Origin of the sequence: Gloeocapsa sp. DLM2.Bin57, from assembly GCA_007693955.1 — a bacterium.
In the GTDB taxonomy this organism is placed as follows: Bacteria; Cyanobacteriota; Cyanobacteriia; order Cyanobacteriales; family Gloeocapsaceae; genus Gloeocapsa.
The window spans coordinates 1-24,141 of the sequence record RECR01000131.1; the positions used below are offsets into that span (position 1 = coordinate 1).

At 36.5% G+C, this 24,141-nt stretch carries 21 protein-coding genes and 4 pseudogenes; 14 read left to right on the plus strand and 11 right to left on the minus strand.

Translation table 11 applies throughout. From position 1 onward, the window contains the following. Nucleotides 1-53 precede the first annotated feature (53 nt). A pseudogene (locus EA365_16260) lies at nucleotides 54-161 on the plus strand (VapC toxin family PIN domain ribonuclease). A 128-nt stretch (nucleotides 162-289) separates the two neighbouring features. On the opposite strand, the gene EA365_16265 reads toward EA365_16260, so the two are convergent. After that, the gene (locus tag EA365_16265) at nucleotides 290-913 is read right to left on the minus strand and encodes a hypothetical protein (GenBank protein TVQ41945.1); all 624 of its coding nucleotides are present in this window, start codon (nucleotides 911-913) and stop codon (nucleotides 290-292) included. Nucleotides 914-963: 50 nt separating this feature from the next. Then, a complete protein-coding gene (locus tag EA365_16270) occupies nucleotides 964-1,374 on the minus strand; it encodes a hypothetical protein (GenBank protein TVQ41946.1) in 411 nt (136 codons plus the stop codon). Nucleotides 1,375-1,532: 158 nt separating this feature from the next. Here EA365_16270 and EA365_16275 point away from each other — a divergent pair, with 158 nt between their 5' ends. Continuing rightward, nucleotides 1,533-1,742 (plus strand): CopG family transcriptional regulator, encoded by a 210-nt coding sequence (locus tag EA365_16275; GenBank protein ID TVQ41947.1) that lies wholly within the window; start codon nucleotides 1,533-1,535, stop codon nucleotides 1,740-1,742. 156 nt (nucleotides 1,743-1,898) lie between these two features. Here the strand turns inward: EA365_16275 and EA365_16280 are convergent. Together EA365_16280 and EA365_16285 are read right to left on the minus strand one after the other, a co-directional pair. Further along, nucleotides 1,899-2,288: pseudogene (locus EA365_16280) on the minus strand (hypothetical protein). Nucleotides 2,289-2,405: 117 nt separating this feature from the next. Further along, nucleotides 2,406-2,771: a phosphoribosyl-ATP pyrophosphatase gene (locus tag EA365_16285; protein ID TVQ41948.1), complete on the minus strand. Its 366-nt coding sequence runs from the start codon at nucleotides 2,769-2,771 to the stop codon at nucleotides 2,406-2,408. A 39-nt stretch (nucleotides 2,772-2,810) separates the two neighbouring features. Between EA365_16285 and EA365_16290 the strand changes: the two genes are divergently transcribed. Together EA365_16290 and EA365_16295 are read left to right on the plus strand one after the other, a co-directional pair. Then, nucleotides 2,811-7,733 carry a hypothetical protein gene (locus tag EA365_16290; GenBank protein ID TVQ41949.1) on the plus strand — a complete coding sequence of 1,641 codons (4,923 nt, stop codon included), beginning with the start codon at nucleotides 2,811-2,813 and terminating at the stop codon, nucleotides 7,731-7,733. Nucleotides 7,734-8,031: 298 nt separating this feature from the next. Further along, a complete protein-coding gene (locus EA365_16295; GenBank protein TVQ41950.1) occupies nucleotides 8,032-8,799 on the plus strand; it encodes a hypothetical protein in 768 nt (255 codons plus the stop codon). 58 nt (nucleotides 8,800-8,857) lie between these two features. Here EA365_16295 and EA365_16300 read toward each other — a convergent pair whose 3' ends face one another. After that, the gene (locus EA365_16300) at nucleotides 8,858-9,343 is read right to left on the minus strand and encodes a hypothetical protein (GenBank protein TVQ41951.1); all 486 of its coding nucleotides are present in this window, start codon (nucleotides 9,341-9,343) and stop codon (nucleotides 8,858-8,860) included. Nucleotides 9,344-9,412: 69 nt separating this feature from the next. Between EA365_16300 and EA365_16305 the strand changes: the two genes are divergently transcribed. Beyond that, nucleotides 9,413-10,801: an IS4 family transposase gene (locus EA365_16305; protein ID TVQ41964.1), complete on the plus strand. Its 1,389-nt coding sequence runs from the start codon at nucleotides 9,413-9,415 to the stop codon at nucleotides 10,799-10,801. On the opposite strand, the gene EA365_16310 is transcribed toward EA365_16305, so the two are convergent. From EA365_16310 to EA365_16320, 3 genes are all read right to left on the minus strand, one after another. Beyond that, nucleotides 10,766-11,131: a 3'-5' exonuclease gene (locus EA365_16310; GenBank protein TVQ41952.1), complete on the minus strand. Its 366-nt coding sequence runs from the start codon at nucleotides 11,129-11,131 to the stop codon at nucleotides 10,766-10,768. The two genes, EA365_16305 and EA365_16310, sit on opposite strands and share 36 nt — an antisense overlap. A gap of 179 nt (nucleotides 11,132-11,310) precedes the next feature. After that, a complete protein-coding gene (locus tag EA365_16315; GenBank protein ID TVQ41965.1) occupies nucleotides 11,311-12,513 on the minus strand; it encodes an endonuclease in 1,203 nt (400 codons plus the stop codon). 133 nt (nucleotides 12,514-12,646) lie between these two features. Continuing rightward, nucleotides 12,647-12,997 carry a four helix bundle protein gene (locus tag EA365_16320; GenBank protein TVQ41953.1) on the minus strand — a complete coding sequence of 117 codons (351 nt, stop codon included), beginning with the start codon at nucleotides 12,995-12,997 and terminating at the stop codon, nucleotides 12,647-12,649. A gap of 130 nt (nucleotides 12,998-13,127) precedes the next feature. Here EA365_16320 and EA365_16325 point away from each other — a divergent pair, with 130 nt between their 5' ends. Beyond that, the gene (locus EA365_16325) at nucleotides 13,128-13,367 is read left to right on the plus strand and encodes a hypothetical protein (protein ID TVQ41954.1); all 240 of its coding nucleotides are present in this window, start codon (nucleotides 13,128-13,130) and stop codon (nucleotides 13,365-13,367) included. 21 nt (nucleotides 13,368-13,388) lie between these two features. Next, on the plus strand, nucleotides 13,389-13,784 hold the full coding sequence (locus tag EA365_16330; protein ID TVQ41955.1) for a type II toxin-antitoxin system VapC family toxin: 396 nt from the start codon (nucleotides 13,389-13,391) through the stop codon (nucleotides 13,782-13,784). Between the two features lie 384 nt (nucleotides 13,785-14,168). Here the strand turns inward: EA365_16330 and EA365_16335 are convergent, their stop codons facing one another. Both EA365_16335 and EA365_16340 read right to left on the minus strand, forming a co-directional pair. Next, entirely contained in the window at nucleotides 14,169-14,651 is a 483-nt protein-coding gene (locus tag EA365_16335; GenBank protein TVQ41956.1) for a hypothetical protein, read from the minus strand. Beyond that, nucleotides 14,648-15,022 carry a nucleotidyltransferase domain-containing protein gene (locus EA365_16340; GenBank protein TVQ41957.1) on the minus strand — a complete coding sequence of 125 codons (375 nt, stop codon included), beginning with the start codon at nucleotides 15,020-15,022 and terminating at the stop codon, nucleotides 14,648-14,650. Before EA365_16340 ends, EA365_16335 begins: the two co-directional genes overlap by 4 nt. A gap of 168 nt (nucleotides 15,023-15,190) precedes the next feature. Here EA365_16340 and EA365_16345 point away from each other — a divergent pair, with 168 nt between their 5' ends. The 5 genes and pseudogenes from EA365_16345 to EA365_16365 all read left to right on the plus strand — a co-directional run bounded on the left by EA365_16345 (nucleotide 15,191) and on the right by EA365_16365 (nucleotide 17,809). Next, on the plus strand, nucleotides 15,191-15,778 hold the full coding sequence (locus EA365_16345; protein ID TVQ41958.1) for a DNA-binding protein: 588 nt from the start codon (nucleotides 15,191-15,193) through the stop codon (nucleotides 15,776-15,778). A gap of 96 nt (nucleotides 15,779-15,874) precedes the next feature. After that, nucleotides 15,875-16,091: pseudogene (locus EA365_16350) on the plus strand (DUF433 domain-containing protein). A 181-nt stretch (nucleotides 16,092-16,272) separates the two neighbouring features. Beyond that, nucleotides 16,273-16,497, plus strand: coding sequence for a CopG family transcriptional regulator (locus tag EA365_16355; protein ID TVQ41959.1), 225 nt, complete (start codon nucleotides 16,273-16,275; stop codon nucleotides 16,495-16,497). Further along, nucleotides 16,484-16,819, plus strand: coding sequence for a type II toxin-antitoxin system PemK/MazF family toxin (locus tag EA365_16360; GenBank protein ID TVQ41960.1), 336 nt, complete (start codon nucleotides 16,484-16,486; stop codon nucleotides 16,817-16,819). The genes EA365_16355 and EA365_16360 overlap by 14 nt, the downstream gene beginning before the upstream one ends. 9 nt (nucleotides 16,820-16,828) lie before the next feature. After that, nucleotides 16,829-17,809 (plus strand): site-specific integrase, encoded by a 981-nt coding sequence (locus EA365_16365; GenBank protein TVQ41961.1) that lies wholly within the window; start codon nucleotides 16,829-16,831, stop codon nucleotides 17,807-17,809. A gap of 45 nt (nucleotides 17,810-17,854) precedes the next feature. On the opposite strand, the gene EA365_16370 is transcribed toward EA365_16365, so the two are convergent. After that, on the minus strand, nucleotides 17,855-19,078 hold the full coding sequence (locus tag EA365_16370) for a transposase (GenBank protein ID TVQ41962.1): 1,224 nt from the start codon (nucleotides 19,076-19,078) through the stop codon (nucleotides 17,855-17,857). Between the two features lie 95 nt (nucleotides 19,079-19,173). Between EA365_16370 and EA365_16375 the strand changes: the two genes are divergently transcribed. Both EA365_16375 and EA365_16380 read left to right on the plus strand, forming a co-directional pair. After that, nucleotides 19,174-22,017, plus strand: a complete 2,844-nt coding sequence (locus tag EA365_16375; GenBank protein TVQ41963.1) for a DEAD/DEAH box helicase — start codon at nucleotides 19,174-19,176, stop codon at nucleotides 22,015-22,017. A 572-nt stretch (nucleotides 22,018-22,589) separates the two neighbouring features. Next, nucleotides 22,590-23,954 (plus strand): annotated as a pseudogene (locus EA365_16380) (restriction endonuclease). The last annotated feature ends 187 nt before the right edge of the window (nucleotides 23,955-24,141 follow it).

The window sequence follows — 24,141 nt, forward strand, 5'->3', positions numbered from 1 at the left end:
ACGTACAGTTCTAACTGAGAGGGTCGGAGGGTAATACCTCCACTCGACTCAACCTAGTCGATTGTTCAAGTTTTATTATTATGAAGGAAAGAGGAATGTTAGAAGCCTTAACTAATGATGTACATTTTGAGCAAGCAGGGTTTATTCGTTTATTGAAATAATTGTCACTCCAAATATTTTGCTCTTCTATCTTTTAAGAAAATTAAAGTTATTAAACCCCTGGTTTTATGAACATGGTTTAAAACTTTGTCTCATCAAGTGCAAGATATGAGGTACAGGTAAGAACACCTTAACAATCAGTAAAGTCTCGATAATGTTGGCGCCAAATATAATCTAGTAACTTGAGTTGTTTTTCATTAAATTCATCTCTGGTTGTAAAAAAACCTAATAATTCTTCTTCCAATTCGTCTAAATCCTGACATTGATAAAGCTTATTAACTTTTTCTGCGATTACTCTTAGAGTTTCCGAGTTTTCTTTTACCCTTTTGATATCGCCCTTCAGATAATTCATGGTTTTACCCTTGACCTGGACAGTTACGGTCACATCCGCCTTTTTCACTATACCCCAATGTCTATTCAAAAGCCGTTGCTCAATGTCCGCATTTTTAGGACAGGCAATCCAAACTAAATCACCAGGCTGAAATTGAGGGGGATTTGAAGCTTTAACTTGATTATTTGGCTCTAAATATTCACCGTTCCATAGTTGTTGATTTATTTCATCGTAGTCCGTATTAATTTTTATTAATTCGTTGGGATAAAATCGAACGGTTCTAGGTTTATTGGACTCTAAATCTAAAATAACACCAATTTGATATTTATCTATTAAAGATACTACCCCCCTTTTTCCGTCGAATCCATTTTTTGTGGAACTTTGAATTTTTACCCAATCGCCTAATTGAAATTTTCCCTCCAAATTATTCTCTTGCTGAAATTTATTTACTGTTTTTTTGATATGAGAGACTGTTAATCCTGATGATGGAGCGGTAGAAATCGCTTCCTTCCTAGTGCTTCTACCCATTGACTTTCAGGTAATTTACTTAGTTCTCTCAATTGACGCTCTGGAATTTGTTCAGAAATTTCGCCCATGGGCGAAATTATTTTTTGGACTTTTCCGGCTTTTAATTCTCTATATAGCTGAGACTGAGATTTCCCAAATTCAGCAACAATACACTGGCGTAAAGATTTATAGCCTAAAGCTTCCCAACCTTTTCTTTCATCTAAATCAAGTAGAAGCTCACGAATTTTTTGAGCGTGCCTTTTTATCTCATGAATACACCTTTTTGCCTCTTGCATAGTCATCAAAGACTGATGATTAGATAAATTGGGGGCTTGTGTCTGCTCCGATAACTGTTTTAATAAGTTCCCCTTCTGCATTGGTTTTAATAACAAATCGCCTAATCTAATTATAGCCCTGTACGGCTCTATTAAGCTTTAAAATTAGCCCGACAGCAATTCTCTTCTCTAGAGTACTTTTTGAAGTGAGAAAAGTGGGATATAATAGAGGTTGTTCAATAAATAAGCGCTTTTTATCAATGGCACGACCTGGGGGAAATCCTGATTTTGGAACAAAATATAAAGCTAATTACGGACGCTTGTATCCTTTATCAGAACAGGTGAAAGCTCAGGTTTATCCCGATGTCAAAGAAAAGTTAAAAAAATTGGCAGAAGAAAAAAACTGCACCGTCCCCGATTTGGTCAGAATGGCGATCGATTCTTTCCTTTCAAAAGAAGAAGCCGTTTAGATTGTTTTTTGTATTAAAATTGTGTATTGTTAATACAACATTACTAAATTAAAAAATTATCACTGTTAATAGGTTATTTTGCCTTCATACCCCATCGTAAGCGTTCGCGTAGCGCTGTCAGAAGGGCAGATCGCTTAAAGATAAAGCTTATTAACATTTAACATACTCAAAGTAGATATCAGTGATAGGGAAGAGTTTACAGAGTTCTTTAACCACTCTTAATTCTAGTTGTCTGTTAGCTCTAATCGATGGTGGTAATTTACCTTGTTTGCGGTTGTTAAATCGTTTTTGACGATGTGCTCTCAGTTCAAAGGGTAATTTACGGTTAATCCGTCTTCCTCTTCTACTTCGACGCATCATGCGACGGTCTTCCATTCGCTTTTTTACTGTTTTAAATGGTAGTTCTAAATGACCCATCCACAGAGAATATTTCGATGACTGAACACCTATCCCTGAGAAGAGTTTTCCAGGGTCAATACCTACGGCTATTGGTTGAGTTTTGTTTCCCGAAGGTTCAACGATTAATTGAACATAGAACTGATTTAAAGTGAATTAATAACTCCAACTTACTCGGAAAGTTGACTGGAAATTTTTCCTTTTCCCTCTTCCCTTTTTTGACATAAATTCTAGTAGAATTAGTATCAAAGAAGGTAAAGTTCGTTCCTAATATGTGTAACTACTGTAATAATTGTAGTAATCATCAGGGTCTATATCATAAGGTAGCTCTGATATTTCTGCACCTTCTCTAAGAGCTTCTTGCTGTCTGCGATTCTGTTGACTGATTGATTCTTTGTTGCTGCTTTTGTCAAGAAATTCTGAGTAAGTTTGACCACCACCTATCTCTTTAAACTTTTCCTCCATTTTTTCAAATTCCTCAACTTCTTTTATTTTTTGCATTTCCATGTGCAAGGTTTTAAAGAAATCACAACCACGAGCTATTAATCTATTTCGATAAGATTCTTTCATAGTTCCATCGGGATTGTAATTTTCTCTAGTTACAATATCCCAGTAGTCATAAGCTTTAGCCATTACCAATAATCCTTATCAAGTAACAATGAAGTTTTTGTTATGAGTTTAGAAATCAAGCATTTTGATTGCCGTCTCAATCAATGGATACATATTGATGGTAACCTCAATAATCCTGAATCAATTCTAACAGAAAAACTAGATAATACTCTTCTTGAGGCTTATTTTCCTCAAAAAAGTTTTAGTTTTGGACATATAGATGAACGTTGCACAGCATCAGATTTAAAAAATCATCCTTCAGGTCAAGTTTTGCTTTTTAGCTCTAAAACGAGATTGTTATATGGAGATGTAGATTGTTTGGAGACGATAGAAAAATTATGTCCTGATAGAAAAGATAGAGGAGCTTATGGCTCTATTTTTTTAGGAAGTTGTAAGAATGCTCTTGAAATCAAGACAAACATATTAATTGTAGATGATACAACAGGCGAGAATGGGGGAATACTTCCCTTAGAGGTTGCTTGGAGACAGGTAGGGGATTGCCACGGTAAAATAGCTCCTCAATTGGCTAAAAAATTGACGGGAACTTCTAATAAAGTAATTCAATATAGGATGGGTATAAAAGATGATTTTCGCTTTGCTAAAGGGACTTTTGCTCCCAAATATTTGAGAAATTTAGATTATTTATCTAGGACTATTCCTGACATTGATATCATTGTTCCTATTAGCAGTTTTAAGGGGGGAGATAAGAAAAATAATCCTCTCAAACCAGGTTTATATTCTGTCAATCTCTGGTTAGGGGAAAAAGAACTTTCGGCTAGAGGTAAAATAGCTCTTTCTCAACTTCATGCTTCATTTCCTAATGGTGTCAAAGATTTTATGGAAGATCTTAGCGACCAAGCCGAAAAACTTGCCGAAATTCAGAATGATGTTCGTGCTTTAGCTCAATATTATTGTGAAAGATATGAACTGCGTATGGCAACTCTAGTTGACACAAGAGAAACTGAGACAGAAGATACTCAAGAAGAAGAAATTGACAATGAAGATAAGAGCGAGAGTTTAATATATAGATTAATTAAGGCTGATTTGAGCAGCGGTCATTGTCAGTTGTTAGAAACTCCCAAAATAATTGCTGAATTACAAAGATTTTTACAAAGAGAGTGGTTAGAAATAGCGCTCGGAAAAACTATTAATTTTGATAGAGGGATGATTATACCTTCTAAGGATTTAAAGCATGGTGAGATTTGTGTTCCTTGGATTGCTGAAGGGAAAGAAGTTCTTAATTTCCGCTCGCCTTTTCTCAACTCTAATGGAATGTGTGTTTCTGTCAACAGATTGGTTGAGGATTCTAGAGCGCCTAATGGGAATTTTTTTGAAGGTGTAATTGTTGTCAATGATGAGGATAAAGCCCGCATTGAAGCAAGGATTGAGGATCTTGTAGCAGCAGGTTTATCTCCAACCGAAGAGATACCCCTAGAGACAGAATCAGAAAGACAAGGACGTGATTATGATGGAGATTGTCTTGGAGTAGTTGAAGCTCTTCAATTTCCCTATTTTACTGAAGAAGCTAAAATACGTAATTTGCCTGAAAATGCTTATGCTCCAGTTAAAAAGGAGGAAAAGGTTTCTTTCTATAGACAGGATGGAAGTCAACCGGAATTTGAGGAGATTGCCATTTTTATGTCTGATAGTATTAGCGTGGGAGTCATTAACAATCATGCTACTGCTATAGAGGCTCTCGAATCGGAGATTGATATATTAAATCAATATGGAACTCCTCAAGATAGAGAGAGTTATGTTAAAACCATTGCTGCTCATTATCAAAAACTAATCGATGAAGCTTCAAGACAGGAAAATCCTAAACCATTACCTCAGAAATATGCTCTACAGATAACTCAGATATTGTCTCTTGCATCAGGTGAGTTAAATGATAATTCTGTCAGACAAGTGATGCAGCTTAACCGTGATTTGTATCATGAAATGGTAGCAGAAGCAGGATATCAAAACCAATTGGCGGTGGATATCTTTAAGTCGAATCGCGCTCCCAATGTAGATAGTATTAGAAATAATAATAGGATACTTTATCGTATTCCTAATTATATCAGGGATAAGAAGCGTTTAGGATTGTACGGTAGTGGGGACAAAATTATTAATGTTCAGGGTTTCTCACCCGTAGAATTGATGGTACGTCAAGCTAACCGTTATTTCAGTGAATCGGCGCTGGTATCTCGTCCACCTGAACAGTTTCGAGACTTATTTCCCTCTGATTATAATCCTCTGCAGTTTAACAAAGTTTTAGCTGCTAAGAAGGAATTTGACCGAATTTTCGGCATTGCACTCAAAAGGAATAGTAAATATAGGAATGAAAGAGGTCCAGTGTTAGTGGGGATCACCGCTCTTGGTGCAACAATTGAAATTACCAATCTTAATCTTTTCAATCATCCTCTTGCTTTTAAAGGTGAACCTTTAAATATAAAGCTAGTTCCTAACACAACGGGCAATACATATCATAAGCTATTAGCTATTGCTGAAGTTCCCGAGCAGATACAGAATGCTTCGCCTGTCTATGAAGAAGGCAGGAGGCAGGAGGCAGAGGGCAGAAGGGAACAATTACTGGGGGATTCTGACCTGCATGCAATTGAAGACCATCAAATCAGAGATTCTGATGGGGGTCTTACACCCAAAACAAGGGATGACAATAGGGCTACTCAACCGACAACCCAACCTCCTGCCTCCTGCCCTCTGCCCTCTGCCTTCGGAGCGAAGCGATATAAACCTTTAGGTACTGTTTGTGAGTTCAGTAGAGAAGAGTTAGGGTTAGAAGGGGGGATGAGTACTTATCTTGGCACAGTCAATTTGAAGTCACCAGAAACAGAGTCACAGGTTAAATTACTGTTTAGGCAAGCTTATGATTATGCCCGTGCTTTTTCTGAAACTATACCAAGGGATGAGAGAAAAGCTTATGCGGCGGCAGCATGGCATATCTCAACGGAAACTATGAGAGTTAGCAAGGAGGAGAAACAGAAAGTTAAGAAGGTTTCTAATTTTGTCTATGCTGCTTTTGGTAATGAGCTTGAAAAACAATTGGAGGAGTTTCAGTTAAGAAGATTGCAGTTAACCAGAGTTAAGGATTATGCTCCTGAGCTTCTTTCGGGTGAACCCAAAGAAGTCAATTTTGAGATATGTCTAAATCCTGATGGATATACAATGTTGATGAGTAGAGAGGGGGATGAGTTAAAGCCTTTGGCTTGTTTGAGCAGTTTAAGTGGGCAATTACCTAATGGAACTCAAGGGAAAGGTGTAATCTTCGCTGATAATTATGCTACTGCCAATCTAGAGATTAATCACCCTCGTATAAATCAACCGATAACTTATGGTAAGGCAGGCGATTGCGAATTGTCGGGATATAAATTTGAATCTGGCAAACAGTATGAAGTTCGCTCTCTAACTGTTCCTAAAAAACCCATTGCTGTTATCAAGCTTAACGATAAATTATTGGGGGAACTTGATGCTAATAGTTTAGATATTCTTAATCAATTAGGTTTGCATAAGGCAGGTACTGAGTTTGAAGCCAATCTTAATAGCTACTCTCAAGGGGAGTTGGGCTATATCTTAGCTGAGCTACATGATGGTAATATTCTCAAAGTTAAGTTGACAAAGACAAGCGAAATCAAAGATAAAGATTTTCAAACTGAAAGTGTTACATTACAATTAGATATAGTAGCTCCCAAAATCACCCATGACCTAGGAGTAGAAGTCAAAATAGATGGAGAATGGAAGTTAGCAGGGATTTTTACGGCTAATCAACAAAGTTCAAGGAAAGCTTTACAACAAGCAGGACTTTGGGGGGATGGAAAAACTTTTCAAGCGAGTATTTCTCCTAATTTTACGGTAGCTATTTTGGAAGTAAAAGCAGATTCTCTGGAATATCCACAGATAGGAGAATGGCGTACTGTTTTTTCGGACTTAGATACGCCTTCTAATCAGGATATTCAAGCTGATAGATTATTAAATAAACTCAAGCAGCAACCGACGAAGTTGCAGAGGTTAGACCAGACTTGGAGATTACCTTCAGGAGAGGAGAAAAGTTATCCGACTTTCGGTTTGGTGGTTGATGCTAATTTTGCAGATGCCACTGAAAAGTGGTTGAGGTTAAAGAATGTTCCTTTTAGACGGTTAGAGTCTAATGATGCTACTGTTGAGATGGAGACTCAAAGGGGTTATGTTGTTTTCAGGATGGTTGAATCAGATGTGCCAGAATCAGTAAAAAATACACTTTTTGCACAGTGTGGTCAGCCTTTGAATGCCAATCTTACTGATGTAACTACAATTAGTCCCTATTATCAAGATTTAGAGCAGGTAAAGGAAAAAGAGAGATTATCTGATGATTTATTGACTTTTTCAATACCTCCGATCCCTGAATTTCCCGAAAATGAGTTGAACAAGCTTGATTCTGTTGTTTTAGACGACTATCAGAACCAGGGAAGGAGGTTTGGTGAAGTTGTCGCCCCAATTTTAAAGGATTTTCTTTCTTTGAAGGACACAGACAGTTTTACTGGTACTATTTATACAGCTTCTTGGTCTGCTTCAACCTCAACTTTATCTCTTTCTGACGCTCAAAGTCAAGAGGTCAAGATGACTGCCATATTAAAAGATGATACTTGGCAGGTTATTACTGACAATCTTACTATACAGGATGCTGAATATTTTGCCAAGATTGCTTCTCAAGTTACTGCTAAACTGAGTCACAAGAATGCGCTCGCCACTAAGATTTATGATAGGTTGGTTGCTGAAGTTCGTAGTTCTCCAGGTTTTGAAAACAGTACTAATTCCGAGGTGGATCTCGCGGTTGCAGTTAGCCTGATTGGAAAATGTGAAGGTGAAAGAGATGTTTTAAGAATTCTCTCACAATCTCCAGAAGTTAATGCTAGAAATGTTTATGAGTATGCCAAAGAAACTTATTTTAAAGCGCGATCGCTCCGAGAACATTTTATAACAACAAAAAAACTCGATTTTGAGCGTGAATAAATAAAATTTGTTTTTTGTTATTTTTTCAAGATACTTACCGAGACTGATTTTAATACTTGCCAAAGCCTAGAGGAAGCTAAAAACCTTTACCAGTATGTAGTTAAACGCAGGATAAGGAGAGGCTATCAAAATCAAGGAAGAATGTAGTCGTAGTTTAACTACGACAATATGCCTTTACAGTGTCGCTAATCCTGTCGGTGTTTGGCGGAGTTTATCGTACTAGTTACTATATATTACTGTGCAAACTAATGTTTAAGTGTATATAATAGTAGTTACTACATAGTAAAAGACAACTAAAATGACCTTAGATATAACTTTAGAAGAAATAAAACTTGTTTTGAGAGTTCTTTTTAATCTCCAAGAAAGACAAAAACAGCTACAAGCAGAACTCGATTTTTATAATGCTTATGCTCCTGACGCTAATTATATCAAAGAACAGAGAAGTTTTTTTGAAGGATTAAGACGATTAGACCATGAAGTAATGTTCTTATGTATTGATACTTATTCCTTATACGAAGGTATTCAAAAACAAAAATCTCTAATAACTAAAACTATTAAAAATAATGGAAAAGTTTTATCTGAAGTAAGCAAAGTAGATGATACAATAATATGTGCAGGAATAATTGATGAAAATGGGAATAAGAGAAAACCAAATCCAGAAGAAGAAAAATTTATAGCAGAAAAAGTAAGAGAGGATTTATTTAATAAAAGAAAAAAAGCAAGAGATACTTATGGAATAACCTCTCCAAAGCATGAAGATATAGAAAAATGGAATCAATCAATTTTAGATAAAGATACTTTAGAGCAGTTAGAGAATTATAGAAACGAGTTTTCCCATAGATTAAATACTTTAGAAAGAATTAAAATAGAAGCTGACATAAATAATAATAAATTTCATACCATAAAGGATAGATTAATATTAGTAAAAACCCTTCTTGACAAATATCAGCTACATTTTAAATCTATACTACTTTCAACAAAAGCAGAATACCATTTACCAGCTATGATAGGATATGATTCTCTATCAAGAATAAAACAAAAAATTCTTGGAGAAAAAAAAGAATAATTGAATTTCTATCTGATTAAGTTGCATAACTAAGTTAATTTATATCTTATAGCTAACCCTACTCATTTAATGCCGACACAATAGTTCTAAAATTCTCCAGTCCTGCCTCTAGGTTTTCGACTATCTCCATTGCTAGAGTATCTGGGTCTGGTAAATTATCTAAATCAGTAAGGCTTTTATCTTTTAGCCAAAAAATATCAAGGCTTGTTTTATCTCTTGCTACTAGCTCTTCATAACTAAATTTTCTCCACCGTCCTTCTGGGTTATCCTCTCCCCATGTTTGCTCTCGACGATGGCGGTTTTCGGGGTTATAGCATTTGATAAACTCGGCTAAATCATCTCTTTTTAAAGGGTTTTTCTTTAATGTAAAGTGTATATTAGTACGGAAGTCATAATACCAAATCTCTCTAGTACAAGCCTCTTTAGATGCTGGTCTATTATCAAAAAAGATAACATTAGCTTTTACTCCTTGCTTATAAAAAATCCCTGTAGGTAGTCGCAAAATAGTATGTAATTCTGTAGTCTCTAGGAGCAGCCCTTTCAAGGTGTTGCCTTTTCCCGTATTGTGATGTTGAGTAAAAAAATAGTTGAGTTGTAGGGAAAAATGACTATGATTGAGTTAGGGCAAGTATTTGAACGATTTTCACAAGAAACACCCGTTTCAGTTATGGTTCGTGGATTGATGGAAAAAATCCTCTCACCTCAAAAACTTGATCAATTGTTTGAAAATTACCGTCAAAACCAATACACAAAAGAATTAATGTTTTCTACCATAGTAGAAATGATGAGTTTAGTAATTTGTGGTATTTATCCTTCAATTCACTCAGTTTATCAAGCCAAATCAAAAGAAATCAATGTTTCTGTGACTTCTATTTATAATAAGCTCAATGCTACAGATCCTATTTTAAGTGCACAACTTGTAAGAGAAACAGCTCAGGAAATGGAAGCAACCATTCGATATCTTCAAGGTACTTTGCCAGACTCGATACCAGGGCACAGAATCAAAATCTTAGATGGTAACACACTTGGTGCAACAGAACATCGTTTAAAACCATTACGTTCCTGTAATAGCGCGCCATTACCTGGTCAATCTTTAGTAGTATTAGACCCAAGTTTAATGTTGGCAATAGATGTGTTTCCTTGTGAAGATGGTCATGCTCAAGAACGTTCCTTACTACCTGATGTTATTAAAACTGTAGAGGAAGATGATGTATGGATAGCAGACCGAAATTTTTGTACTTTAAACTTTTTAGAAGAAATTGCTTCTAGATCTGCTTTTTTTGTCATTAGAGAACACAAATGTCTTCCTAAACAAACTAGAGAGACTTTTCGTTATATTGGCACAGTAGAAGAAGGGAAAGTTTTTGAACAAACTATTAGTATTAGTGATGAAGGTGGTTACCTATCTCAAATTCGTAGAATTAAATTAATTTTGTCAGAACCAACTCGTGATGGTGCTCAAGAAATATTTATTCTCACCAACTTATCTAGCAATCAAGCTAATCCTCTTTTAGTTGCCAAGTTATATCGTAAAAGATGGACTATTGAAACTTTATTTCAAATCTTAACAGTTACTTTTAACTGTGAGATTAAAACTTTAGGTTATCCAAAAGCTGCACTCTTGGCTTTTTGTCTAGCTTTAGTTGCCTACAATCTTATTTCAGTTGTTCTAGCTGCTCTTAGAGCAGTTCATGGCACAGAAATAGTTCAAAAAGAAGTTTCTAGTTACTATCTTGCTTTAGAAATTAGTGGAACTTACAGAGGAATGATGATTGCTATTCCTCCTACTCAATGGAAATTTTTTGGTCAACTCAACTTTTTGGAATTAACTAATTACCTTCGTGATTTAGCTAAAAAAGTTAATCTGAAAACTTTTCAACGCCATGCAAGAGGTCCTAAAAAGATTCGTTCTAAGATGAAACGAGTACGACCCAAAAAGAAACCTCATGTGTCCACTAATAAAATATTAACCCAAAATATGCTCAAAAAACCAACACCTTGAAAGGGCTGGTCCTAGAGTCTTACCTTTAATGAGTTTAAATACCTGATCCCATACCTCTAAGAAGTCTCTACAGTCCTGGACGTCTTCTAAAGTTATGCCATGTACTTCTTGAGCTTTTGGATCTATAGGGTGGTTGATTGGTTTGATTCTCTCATTGAAAAGCGCTCGTCCTGTTAAGTCTATTAAAGCCAACTCGATAATCTCACAATTGCCTAGCCCTGTTGTCTCAGTATCTAGTATTAAGTAGTCTTGAGGAGCTAGTTTAATTGCTAGTAAATATTCAGCTAACCTTCTTAAGTCTCTATTTCTAATCTGTTCTGTTAAATCCATTCTAAAATCATCTTAAAATCTTTACTATCCTTAACAACAGTGACTGAGAGGGGGATTTCGGAAAATTTACTATTTTTTTATAGTTTCTTTTGGACTTTCGGGATTGGAATGAAATAGTTTAAGCAAATAATCTCAAAACCAAAGTCGCCCTAAAAGGGCGAGGCTTAAAAGCCATTTTTTTAATCAATTTTAACTCCACAAAATCCAGCATAAGAAATCGCTACGGCATCTAGTCTGGTTTTACCTACCGTACCTAAATTAAATAGTCCCGAAACGGTATCAGTAACTTCTTCATTATCGGCACGTCCATAGCCGATGTGGGCTTTCCACATCGAGGGATAGAGATGAACACTTGTGAGATTAAGTTCTCTATAGCAAACTAATTCAATCACCCCCACAGCTTCATTTATTTTACGAGTCAGATTCATATTGTCACTCATCAGAGGTAGTTCTAAAGCCAAATGAGTTGGTCTAAATTCTCTGAGCAATTCCAATAGATCCACTTCTAACTCAGACAATCGCTTTGATGTGGTTTCTTTGGGAGTTGTTTGAATCGTGCCATAGTTTACCAATAAAGGCAAATCAGTATTATCCGCATCACCTTCTACTATTGCCCACCTAACTGTGCCGAGTCCTGGATCTATTCCTAGCCATCTTTGCCATGACTCAGATAGCGCTCGCTGCTCGTTGCTATTTTCAGATGTTCTAATATTGGTTTCGATTACATTTACTAATTTTGTTGGTTCATGAGTATCTAAGATTTTCTCAAGAGTCTCTTCTAAACTTTCAGTATTCCATTTGTGTTGAATTCTTTTTAATTTTTCTAAAAGCTCAGGAGATAGTTTTATTGATTCAGAATCATCCTCCTTCTTTTGCCATTTACCAATATTAGCGGTATCCATGATGGCTTCTGTGCCGTGTCTGGTGGTATAAGTTCGTTGACTGGAAACGTTACCAGTTAATAATGAGCGAATTTTAGCCACAAAAACATGACTTGTTACTGTATGTTTGCCAATGGCGCGATCGCTCCAAGAACCCCACTCAGCATCTTCCAATAACAATTTAACTGCGTGTTCTTTATCTGCTCTTGTCCGTCTTAACCCATGAGTAGCATTAGCTCCCACAGCATAGAGAATAGCTTGTCTTAAATCCCCTAACTTCAAATCAACTTCTATTTCTGAGTATTTGAGCAGACGAGAAGCTTCTAAACGATGAAACCCATCTACTAACCAATAAGTACTACCATCAAAAAAGATAATTAAAGGGGGAAAATGATGCCCGGACTGCATAGCTTGTGCATATTCAATCACCGTGGGGTGGTGAATTTTAGCTCTAGCTTGAGTACCACCATCGGTACGGATTAGATTTATTGGTAGTCGCATAGAAGGAGGCAGGAGGCAGGGGGCAGGGGGCAGGAGGAAAATGAAGACAGTAGGTAGAGGGCAGAGGGTAGAAGAAGATTCAACTGTGGAATCAAAATTGCCTCTTGCCACTCGCTAAATAACTCTTGCCTCCTCATGACTTTAATTTTTGAATAGTAGATACTAAAATAGCTTGCATTCTATCTACTTCTTCTAAAATTGGTTGAAATAGTTTAATATCAGCTAGTTTTACCTCTTTAGCTATAATTAGTTGTGTATCTAGTTCTCTTAAAGAACCTAAAGCCAGATGTAAAAATTGAATATATTCGTTTTTAGTTTTTCTTCCGTAACCTTCTGCTATATTAGAGGGTACAGAAACAGAAGCCCGTCTAATTTGACTTGTTAATCCATATAATTCCGACTTGGGGAATTTTTCTGTTAAATGGTAGCAGTTGATAGAAAGTTGAATGCCACGTTGCCAGATAAATTGTTCTCGATAACTCATAAATAGAAGGAAAGAAGTTAGAAGGGATGATGATTGTTGTTTCGATTATATCAAACCTAGATACCTCAATCCTACCTGCCTTCTGCCTTCTGCCACCACTAGCGCGATTATGTATTCAGGGAGATAAAAAATGAAAATTAAAGGTGTTGTTAAAGGAAACTTAATCGAATTATTAGAACCTATAAATATTCCTGACGGCTTAGAAGTTTTAATAGATATTCCCGATGATAACTCTCAGAAAGAAACACAATGGCAAGAATTAGAAAAAGTAATTGGTGTTTGGAAAAATGATGAAGAAATTACTGAAATTTTTAATGAAATAGATAAAGAAAGACATTTAGATTGTGGCAGAGAAGTAAATTTAGATTGATATGCTTGAGTTTAAAGGATTATGTATTTATTAGATACTAATATATGTATAGCTATTCTTAAAGGCAAAATAAATGCTGTTGATAATTTTAGCTCTTTATATCAACAATCTTATTTATCAACTTTAATATTAGGAGAATTATATAAAGGAGTTTATTGTTCAACTAAAGTTACGGAAAATTTAGCAACTCTCAACCATTTTGTCAGTCAATTACCGCTAGTTGTTTTTGATGAAAAAGCGGCTCTCGAATTCGGTAAAATTCAGGGAGAGTTAAGAAAAATTGGTAAACCAACAGGGCATTTAGACGCTTTAATTGCTGGTGTGGCTCGTTCTCGTAATGATATTTTAGTGACTGATAATACTCGTCACTTTGAGAATATTGCTAACCTCCATTTAAATAATTGGCTAGATAGTTAACCTATCGAACTATCACTACCGAGATCCTCCTTCTTTTGCATTTCTTCCTTTCTTGATGAGAACTGCCTCCTGTGCCTTCTGAATTATGCCCTAGAGCCTCTGCCTTCTAATTATTACTTATGAAAAGTGTTCTTATCACAAGTAATCTCCACTGTCAGTAATAAGAAAAACTGACACCTTAAGTCAAAAGGTTGATGAACAATAACTCGCCACCGCCACCTAGGACGTCATCGGTTGTAAAAAGTACTCATCCCTTACAACTGGTAGAGCCTCTACCATTAACTCAACATCCGGCTCATGTTTATTTACAGCAATTACGTCCCCATTCTGTGAGGACAATGAAAAGGTGTTTAAAAGCGATCGCTGGATAGTTATATACTTCTTTTATAACTCTTTCCCCTGGATAAAAGTGATAAATTGTCGAATTTCTTTCTCAAATTCTTGTAACAAATCTGGAAGCTGATTAGCTAGTTCAACAACGCGATTTGCTTCTATTCGATAAGCGTAGATACTGCGAACTACATGGCGAAAACGACGAAATTCATCTAATCTACTGCGTGTTGATTCAGAAATAATTGCGGGTCGAATTAATAGAAGATCTATGCTCATCTGTTCTAGTAATTGTCGATGCCACTGTTCCCCTGTTGGTTTCCAATGGTCAATTTTTCGAGCAATTAATTCCAAAATTCTTTCTACTCCTGTATAAAAACTATGGAGATTCAGCGAAATTGCACTACTCAAAGCTTCTTGATAAATTTCAGCCTCAGTTATTTGTTTTTGTCGAACAAATAATTCAGTTTGCGATACTATCTCTTTAATCTCCCTTATTTCAACCTCAATTCGCTCTATTAACTCGTTTTTACTCAAAGTTCTCTACCCTTCTCAATAGCTTTTAAAATATGAGGTTTAGCTTTTTGAACTTCCACTAAATCCACTGAAAAATCATGCCCTCTCTCTATTGCCGCCCCCGCCTTCCATAAGTCTTCTTCTGGCAAATCCCACACGGCTAAATCAATATCAGATTGAGGAGACATTTCTTCATGGTTGAGCATCGACCCAAATAAGACAACTCGTCGCACTTTAAATTCTTCTTTAAGAATTCGTGCACAACAGCGGGCAACTTTCCACCCTTCCTGCTGTCGTTGGCGCATCTGAGCTAAAAATTCAGCTTTTTTTTTTCTCGCTTCTAACACCTGTGTGATTATTTGAGAGCGAGTAGGATCTTCTTGAAAAGTCATCAAAAATATTTGAAAACGTTGAAAATTTACCTTTTATCATTATTATATCGTGGCAGAAGAATTAATTATCACAAGTAACTATTAAGTTCTCTTGGAGAATAGCTTGACATCTCTTACCAATTTAGGAGATCATAAAAATATTGACATCTCTTACAAGGATAAAAGAAGATGGCAGAAGCAACAATTGAATTTGAAGCAAAAGAATACACAAATTTACTTCAAAGTTTAAAGCAAGAAGAGTATCAGGTTTTAGTACAGGGCATCAAAAAAATTAAGCAGACTTTAGTAGATGCACCGGAGGAAAAAAAAAGCTTGATAGAAGATTTAACGAAGAAGCGTAACTACTCAAGAGCCGAAAAAATTGAGTTGGAAATGAACACACTTTTTTATTATTTTCAACGTCGGCGAGAACTATTAGAAAATTCTTTGACAGCTCCTCAAGTTGCCAAACTGCTGGGGACTTCTAGACAAACTCCTCATGACCGATTGAAAAATAAAACTTTGTTAGCAGTACGCGATAATGGTGTACTTCTTTTTCCGACTTGGCAATTTGATCCAGAAGGAGCAGACGGTGTGATTGATGGTTTACCAGCAGTACTAAAAAGTCTATCGATAAAATCAGAATTTGCCAAACTAAACTGGTTTATGTGCAAAAATGCGGTTTTAGATGGGTTAACCCCAGTAGCTGCTTTAAAACAAGGATTTAAAATGAGGGTAATTGCAGAAGCTAAGGGTATAGGAGGTGCTATTTGGTAGTTATAGCAGCACCACCTCCTGACCATCAGCCCTCTCCTTTGTTCTTTAATTTATCGGCTGGAACGAAATTGATTAGAATTTTTGACAGTAAAATATATGCCAGTTTTAGCGCCCAAATCTTATGTAGAATACCGAAGCGATGCCTATTGGGTAGAGGGAACTCGGATTTCTCTTGACTCGATTGTTTATGCTTATCCTTAAAGGACTATCGCCTGAAAGCATTGTTCAATCTTTTCCATTGCTGACCCTTGAACAGGTTTATGGAGCGATCGCCTTCTATATTGCCAATGGTACTGAGATTGACGCTTACTGAGCAGCAGAGGAAGAGGCATTTGACGCTATGCCCCAACCACTACAAACCACTGATCCTGCTTTGTATAACAAACTTATAGCAGCGAAGGCTGTTCTATGAGATATTGCCATTTTTTTATTTATGTAATAGGAAAAAAAGTTAAAATAAGTAGTAAAAAGAATGCTTACTAGTTGGTAGGATTATGCAGTCACAGAAATTATCGATTTCTATACCATTAGACCTGATGAGATTTATTGAGCATTATCAAACAACAAATAAATGTAAGTCTCGTTCTCATGTCATTGAAAAGGCACTAATCTTATTACAAGAAAAAGAACTTGAACTTGCTTACAGACAGGCTGATGCTGAGGTTGATACAGAGTGGGATATAACCATTGCCGATGGACTTACCGATGAAACGTGGTGAAATTTATTACGCTCAACTTAATCCTACATTGGGGTCTGAAATGGGTAAGCGCCGTCCTGTTTTAATTATTAGTAATGATATTAATAATCGTGTTAGTTCGACAATAACGATTTTGCCGATTACTTCCAATACTTCTTCTATTTATCCTTTTGAGGTTATGCTTCAGCCCGCTGATAGTGGTTTGCCAAAATTGTCTAAAGTGCAAGCGCAACAAATACGTACCATCAGTAAGCAGCGGATTGAGACTAATGTTGTGGGTTGTTTAAGGGAAGAATTAATGAAGGATATAGAGGCGGCTTTAAAACTACATCTCGCTTTGTAGTTGCTTACTATGAAAAGCAACAAACATATCCAGGAGTCATCTTCAGCGTCAACCGCGTCAACTCATCCCCTACAATTACCATTTCCTCTTCCATTAACTCAACATCCAGCTCATGTTTATCTACAGCAGTTACGACCACGTTCTGTGAGGACAATGAAAAGGTGTTTAGATGGTATCTCAAGTTTATTAACTCAAGGAAGTTGTGACCATTTAACTCTCAATTGGGGGGCTTTACGTTATCAACATACAGCTACTGTAAGAGCTATATTGTGTGAAACCTATGCTCCTTCAACCGTTAATCAGATGTTGTGCGCTTTGCGAAGGGTGTTACAGGAAGCCAAAAAATTAAAGTTAATTTCGGCGAGTGATTATGAAGAGGCGGTGGCAATTGATAGTGTGCGAGAAAACCGAGAGTTAAGGGGTAGGGCTTTGAGTGAATCGGAGATTAAAGCTTTAGTCAAGGTATGTCAACAGGACAACAGCAAAACAGGGCGTAGAGATGAAGCGATGCTAGCCATTTTACTAGGTACGGGGTTACGCAGGGCGGAGGTAGTAGCTTTAGATTTAAAGGATTTTGACCCGATTACAGGTACATTAAAGGTAAGGAGTGGTAAAGGGGGGAAAGACAGAACGGTTTATTTACCTAAAAACGCTAATCAAGTATTACAACAGTGGTTAAAGTATCGAGGTGTAAAAAGTGGACCATTTTTATATCCTATTAGCAAGGGGAAACGAATAACCAGAAGAAGAATGACAGACCAAGCGGTATTGTATATTCTGCAAAAGAGGGGAGAGGAAGCGGGAATTAAAGTGTTTTCACCCCACGATTGCCGTCGTACTTTTATTAGTAATCTTTTAGATGCAGGGGTTGATTTGGTGACAGTTTCCCAATTAGCAGGTCACGCTTCACCGATTACAACAGCGAGGTACGATCGCCGGGGGGAAGAGGCGAAACGACGCGCTGTTGAGTTATTGAATATTCCTTTTTAGCCCGCATTCCGCATATTGCCATTTTAATGATTGACGCTCACCGCCCTAAAAGTGCGGTGATTCTTGGTTCATAGATGCTACTTGCTCAGACAGAATTGCTTCAATCAAAGTAGCGGTATCATCTCCCCAAGCTTTAAAAGCTTCCCTGCGCCCCAGGGTACTTAATCCCTTTTTCAATATATTTATTGCAGCATTGACATCTCTATCTGCTTCATAGCCACAATGTGGACATTTATGAGTACGAGTAGATAAAGATTTCTGTACCTTTTTCCCACAGTTAGAACAATCTTGACTAGTATTATGGGGAGGTACTGCGATTGTTGCCTTCCCATATTTATAGCCAAAATAATCTAACCATCTTTTAAAGGTTGTCCATGCTACATCATTTATACTCTTGGCTAGTTTAGATTTAACCATGTTCTTAACTTTTAAATCTTCATAGGCTATCAAGTCGCTAGACTGAACTACACGGAGTGCCACTCTCTTGACAAACTCTTCTCGCTGCCTACTTACTTTTAAATGTTTACGAGCATATCGATTTCTAGCTTTTAAGTAGTTATGGGATTGTTTTTTTCCTTGACGAAACTTTTTAGATTTCTGTCTATTTAGTCTCTTTAATCTCTTTTCGGCTTCTCTATAAAACCTTGGGTTTTCTACTATCTCTCCATTTGAATCTGCATAAAAATACTTTAAACCCATATCCAGACCTACAGTCTTTTTAGTTGGTTCTAACTGTTTAACTGTGTCTCTTGGGTCTAAATTAATGCAGAATTGTATATAATAACCATCACTTCTTTTAATTATACGTACTCTTTTTATTTGTTCTGGTTGATAATAGTTTAAGTCCCGAGAACCAATTAATATAATAGTACCTATACCTTTTTTATCGGTGAAAGTTATTTTCTTTTTATCTTCTGATAGTTTCCAACCTGACTGTTTATATTCAACCGAACGGTTATTTTTCTGGAATTTAGGATAACCTTTTCTCCCTTTTATCTTTTTCTTACAGTTATCAAAAAATTTATTAACGGCAATTAAAACTCTTTCAACTGCTACCTGACATGCGGTAGAATTGAGATGTTCTACAAAGGGATATTCTTTTCTTAATGCTGTGTTGTATCGGAATAAAGAGGCTTTTCCATTATCTTTGCTATCAATCCAATAACGAAGCACCTTATTGCGCACGAATTGGAGAGTGCGAATTGCTTCATTGATAGAATTGATTTGAGCAGGTTTAGGGGTTCTAGCTTTAAATTCGAGAACAAACATTACATTAATATAAAGATATAAACTGATTATAGCACAAGTTCACGAAAGTCGCCCTAGAAGGGCGAGGCTTTAAACCCATTTTTTTGGTAAAAATTATGGATATTAAATTTAATCCTGGTTGTATCGTTACCTGTCGCAAACGTCAATGGATAGTATTACCGTCAACGAGGGAGGATTTAATACAGCTACGTCCATTAAGCGGAAACGAAAATGAAATAGCTGGAATTTATCAATCTTTGGGATTAGAAAAAATTGAGTTGGCACAATTTCCCTTACCGAACTCTGAATCAATACAAGATCTAAATGCAGCTAAATTACTAGCAGATGCAACCAAATTAAGTTTAAGAAATGGTGCAGGTCCTTTTCGTTGCTTGGGAAGGCTATCAGTGCGACCTCGTCCTTATCAGTTAGTACCTTTATTAATGGCATTACGTTTAGAGACGATACGTTTATTAATTGCCGATGATGTTGGTATTGGCAAGACTATTGAAGCTGGATTAATTGCTAAAGAAATGTTAGATAGAGGAGAAATTAAGCGTTTAGGAGTTCTTTGTCCTCCTCATCTATGTGATCAATGGCAAAAGGAATTACGAGAAAAGTTCCATATTGATGCTATCGTGGTACGTTCAGGTACAGTCGGCAAATTAGAACGCTCTCTCCCTAGTAGTGAACACCACATTTTTAGTTATTATCGTCATATTATTGTTAGTTTAGACTACGCAAAATCCGAGCGCCGTCGTGGCAGTTTTTTAGCTCATTGTCCAGACTTGATCATTGTTGATGAGGCTCATAGTTGTTCTGATTCAGGAAATAAGCAAACTAAACAACAACAGCGTCATCAATTAATACAAGAAATTGCCAAAAAACCAGACCAACATTTATTGTTGATAACAGCTACGCCTCATAGTGGAATTGAAGAATCTTTTTTATCTATTTTAGGATTATTAAATCCTCAATTTGCTCAATTAGAATTATCTCAATTAACAGAAAAACAAAGAATTCAATTAGCAACTCATTTTATTCAACGCCGTAGAGCAGATGTGAAGCGATGGTTAGGTAATGAAACACCATTTCCCTCAAGAGAGTCTATAGAACAACCTTATAAATTGTCTAAAGCTTATAAAGAGTTATTTGAAGATGTTTATAGTTTTGCGAGAAAATTAGTTATAACCACCAATGAAGATATGAGCTATGCTCAAAGAAGAGGGCGTTATTGGTCAGCATTGGCTTTGATTCGTTGTGTTATGTCCTCTCCTGCGGCAGCTATTGCCACTTTAGCAAAACAGATCCAAAAAACTAGCAATTCAACAACAGAAATTGTTTCATTAGATGATGAGTTATTAGCTACTTATCTCTATGATTTAACAGAACAGGAACAAGTAACCGATGCTCAACCAACCATTGCCATAGAACAAGGTCAACGTTATTATCAAGATAGCGACCGCCGTCAATTAAGAGCATTTATTGAAGGGGCAAATAAAATAAAAGGAAAAGAGGATACCAAACTTCAAAAAACAATCTCTATCGTCAAATCTTTATTGCAAGAAGGTTTTAATCCTATTATTTGGTGTCGTTTTATTGCCACTGCCAATTATGTTGCTCAAGAAATAAAAGCTTTATTTGAGAACAAAAAAAATAGCCCCACCAGAGTTATTGCTATTACTGGAGAATTATCAGAAGATGAAAGAGAAGCTCGATTAGCAGAGTTAACGACATATTCTCAAAGAATTTTAGTCGCCACAGATTGCCTAAGTGAAGGGATTAACCTGCAAGACCATTTTCAAGCAGTTATTCATTATGATTTACCTTGGAATCCTAATCGATTAGAACAAAGAGAGGGTAGAATAGATCGTTATGGACAAACAGCTAAAGTAGTAAAAAGTTACTTACTCTATGGGCAAGATAATCCCGTTGATGGTGCAGTTTTAGATGTTTTAATTCGCAAAGCAGTTACTATTCACAAGACTTTAGGTATTACTGTTCCTATACCGATGGATAGTGAAACTGTTTCAGAAGCAGTTTTTAAGTCTCTATTTGAGCGCTCCACTGAAGCTAAACAGTTATCTTTATTGGATTTATTTGATGAAGATGAGTCAGCAGTAGAAAAAATTAATAAAAGTTGGGATCTGGCGATCTCCCAAGAAAAAGAAAGTCGTACTCGTTTCGCTCAACGGGCGATTAAACCCACAGAAGTAGAACAAGAATTAATTGAATCAGATGCTATTTTAGGCAATGAAGAAGATGTGGAGAGGTTTGTCAAAAATGCCTGTATTAAGTTTAATTGCTCCTTAAAACGCAGTAAACAAGGTTGGATAATCCCCTCCATACCTCAACCATTACAACCAATTTTAGGGACAAATTCACGACAAATTACCTTCACCAGTCCAGCACCAGAAGGTGTTGAATATATTGGTCGAAATCATCCTTTAGTGGAAGGATTAGCCCGTTATATTTTTGAAGATGCTTTAACCCCATCTGTAACTAACAAAGAGTCATTAGCCGCTCGTTGTGGTTTTACGATTACTGATGTGGTAGAAAAGCGAACTACTTTATTGTTATTGAGAGCAAGATATTTATTAAATAGTGCTAGAGTTGAAAGTATTTTAGCAGAAGAATCATTAATTATGGGATTTACTGGTTCTCCTCGTAATCCGTCATGGTTAGAATTAAATCAAGCTCAATCTTTACTAGAAAAAGCTGAACCGATAGAAGATTTACCTCTCCCATTCAAGAAGATGGAGATAGAAGAATTATTAGCTAGTTTGCCAGATTTAGAAGAAGAATTAGAAAAAATCGCTCATAAAAGAGCCGAAAAATTGCTTGAATCTCATCGTCGAGTCAGAAATATAACTAAAGAAGCAAAAATAAAAGTACAACCCCAATTACCAATGGATATTATAGGAGTTTATGTTTTACAACCAAAGAAAAAACGCGAATAATTAACCCCAATTTTACCAAGGGAATGTGAGCGTCTCGCTCACTACTATAAAACTGAGCGAACAAGGTTACAAAATTCAGCGAACAATGTTATAAAATCTAGGGAACAATGTTATAAAATCCAGCGAACAAGATGTTCGCACTCCCATGTTCGCACTCCCATGTTCCTACTCCAATTCTATCAAGGGAATGTGAGCGTCTCGCTCACTGCTATAAAACTGAGCAAACAAGGTTGTAAAATCCAGCGAACAATGTTACAAAATCCAGCGAACAATGTTATAAAACCCAGCGAACAAGATGTTCGCACTCCCATGTTCGCACTCCCATGTTCCTACTCCAAAATGGTTATAGAATTGTATTAAGGAATCATCATCGACAAACTAAAACCATGAAGACAGTCACCGAAAAAATAACAGGACTAGATATTCAAGGTAATCTCATCGCTGCGGATATTACTCCTGAAATCTTGACGGGGGAAATCAAAGGGCAAAACCCTGAAAGTTTTGGTTGTCAAAAATCGGTGAAATTAGCGGATGAAATCGCTACAACGTGGGGAGATGCACAAGTTTACTGGATGGCTTGGCAACGGGCTTTAAATCGCTTACCTGAAGATGATTTAACCACCACTGTTACTAGAGAGCAATGGGTTATTCCTTTATTGAGAAGTTTGGGATATAACCCTGTTTATGTAGCTAAAGCAGAAGTAGTAGAAGGTTTAACCTATGCGATATCTCATCGGACAGAAGAAGGAGAAAATAAGCCTCCAATTCATATTATTGGCAGTCGCCTAAGTTTAGAAAAACGTCCTCCTACTGGTATTCCTCGTTTATCTGCCCATGCTTTATTACAAGAATATCTAAATCACACAGAGCATTTATGGGGAATAGTTACTAATGGTTTAAAGTGGCGATTGTTGAGAGATAGCAGTTTGATGACTCGTCTAACTTATATCGAATTTGATTTAGAACAGATTTTAGCAGGGGAAAATTTTGCTGAGTTTGGTTTATTTTATCGTTTGTTTCATCGCTCTCGTTTGCCTCAAGGTATTGATGATACCGATGAATGTTTGTTGGAATTTTATCATCAAGAGTCTTTACAGCAAGGTGGAAGAGTTCGAGACAGATTAAGAGACGGGGTTGAATCGGCTTTAAAACTTTTAGGACAAGGTTTTTTACAGCATCCTGATAATGGGCATTTACGTGAAAGATTTATTTCATTTACAAACCCCAGTAGTGAGGGCATCTTGCCCTCTAATTCTCAAGTCTTACCCTCTAATTCTCAAGTCTTACCCTCTAATTCTCAAGTCTTGCCCTTAGATGGTGCAACTTATTATCGTCAGTTACTGAAATTAATTTACCGTTTACTATTTTTGATGGTAGCGGAGTCTCGTAATTTATTAATCTCTACCGATGATGTTGAGAAGATTAGGATTTATCGTGAATATTATAGTTTAGAGCGTTTACGACTTTTAGCAGAACAACCTACTTATCGAAGGGAAGGTTATCAAGATTATTGGCAAGGTTTACGAGTCACATTCCAGTTATTTGATGAAAATTGGCGAGGTAAGTTATTAGGTTTATCCCCTCTCGATGGTGATTTATTTGGTTCTCATTCCCTTGCTGATTTAGATGATTGTGCCATCGACAATCACGATTTAATCTCAGCGATTAAACAATTATCTCTCTATGAAAATAAGGGACAATTAAGACGAGTTAACTATGGTGCTTTAGATGTAGAAGAGTTGGGCAGTATCTATGAAAGTTTGCTCGATTTTACCCCTAAAGTCACTCAAATTGATGGGATTTGGCAATTTAATTTAGTCACAGGAAGCGATCGCAAAACCACAGGTTCATATTATACACCCCCTGAATTAGTCGGACAGTTAATCAAGAGTGCTTTAGAGCCTGTCATTGAGGAAAAGTTAAGGTTAAGTAAGAGCATCTTGCTTTCTCAAAACACTCAAAGGAATGCGAGCATCTTGCTCGCTGGAGATACCAATATACAAGGAAGCGATACCAATATACAAGGAAGCGATACTAATATAGCAGGGAGTGATACCCATGTACTAGGGAGCGATACTAATATAGCAGGAAGCGATACTAATATAGCAGGAAGCGATACTAATA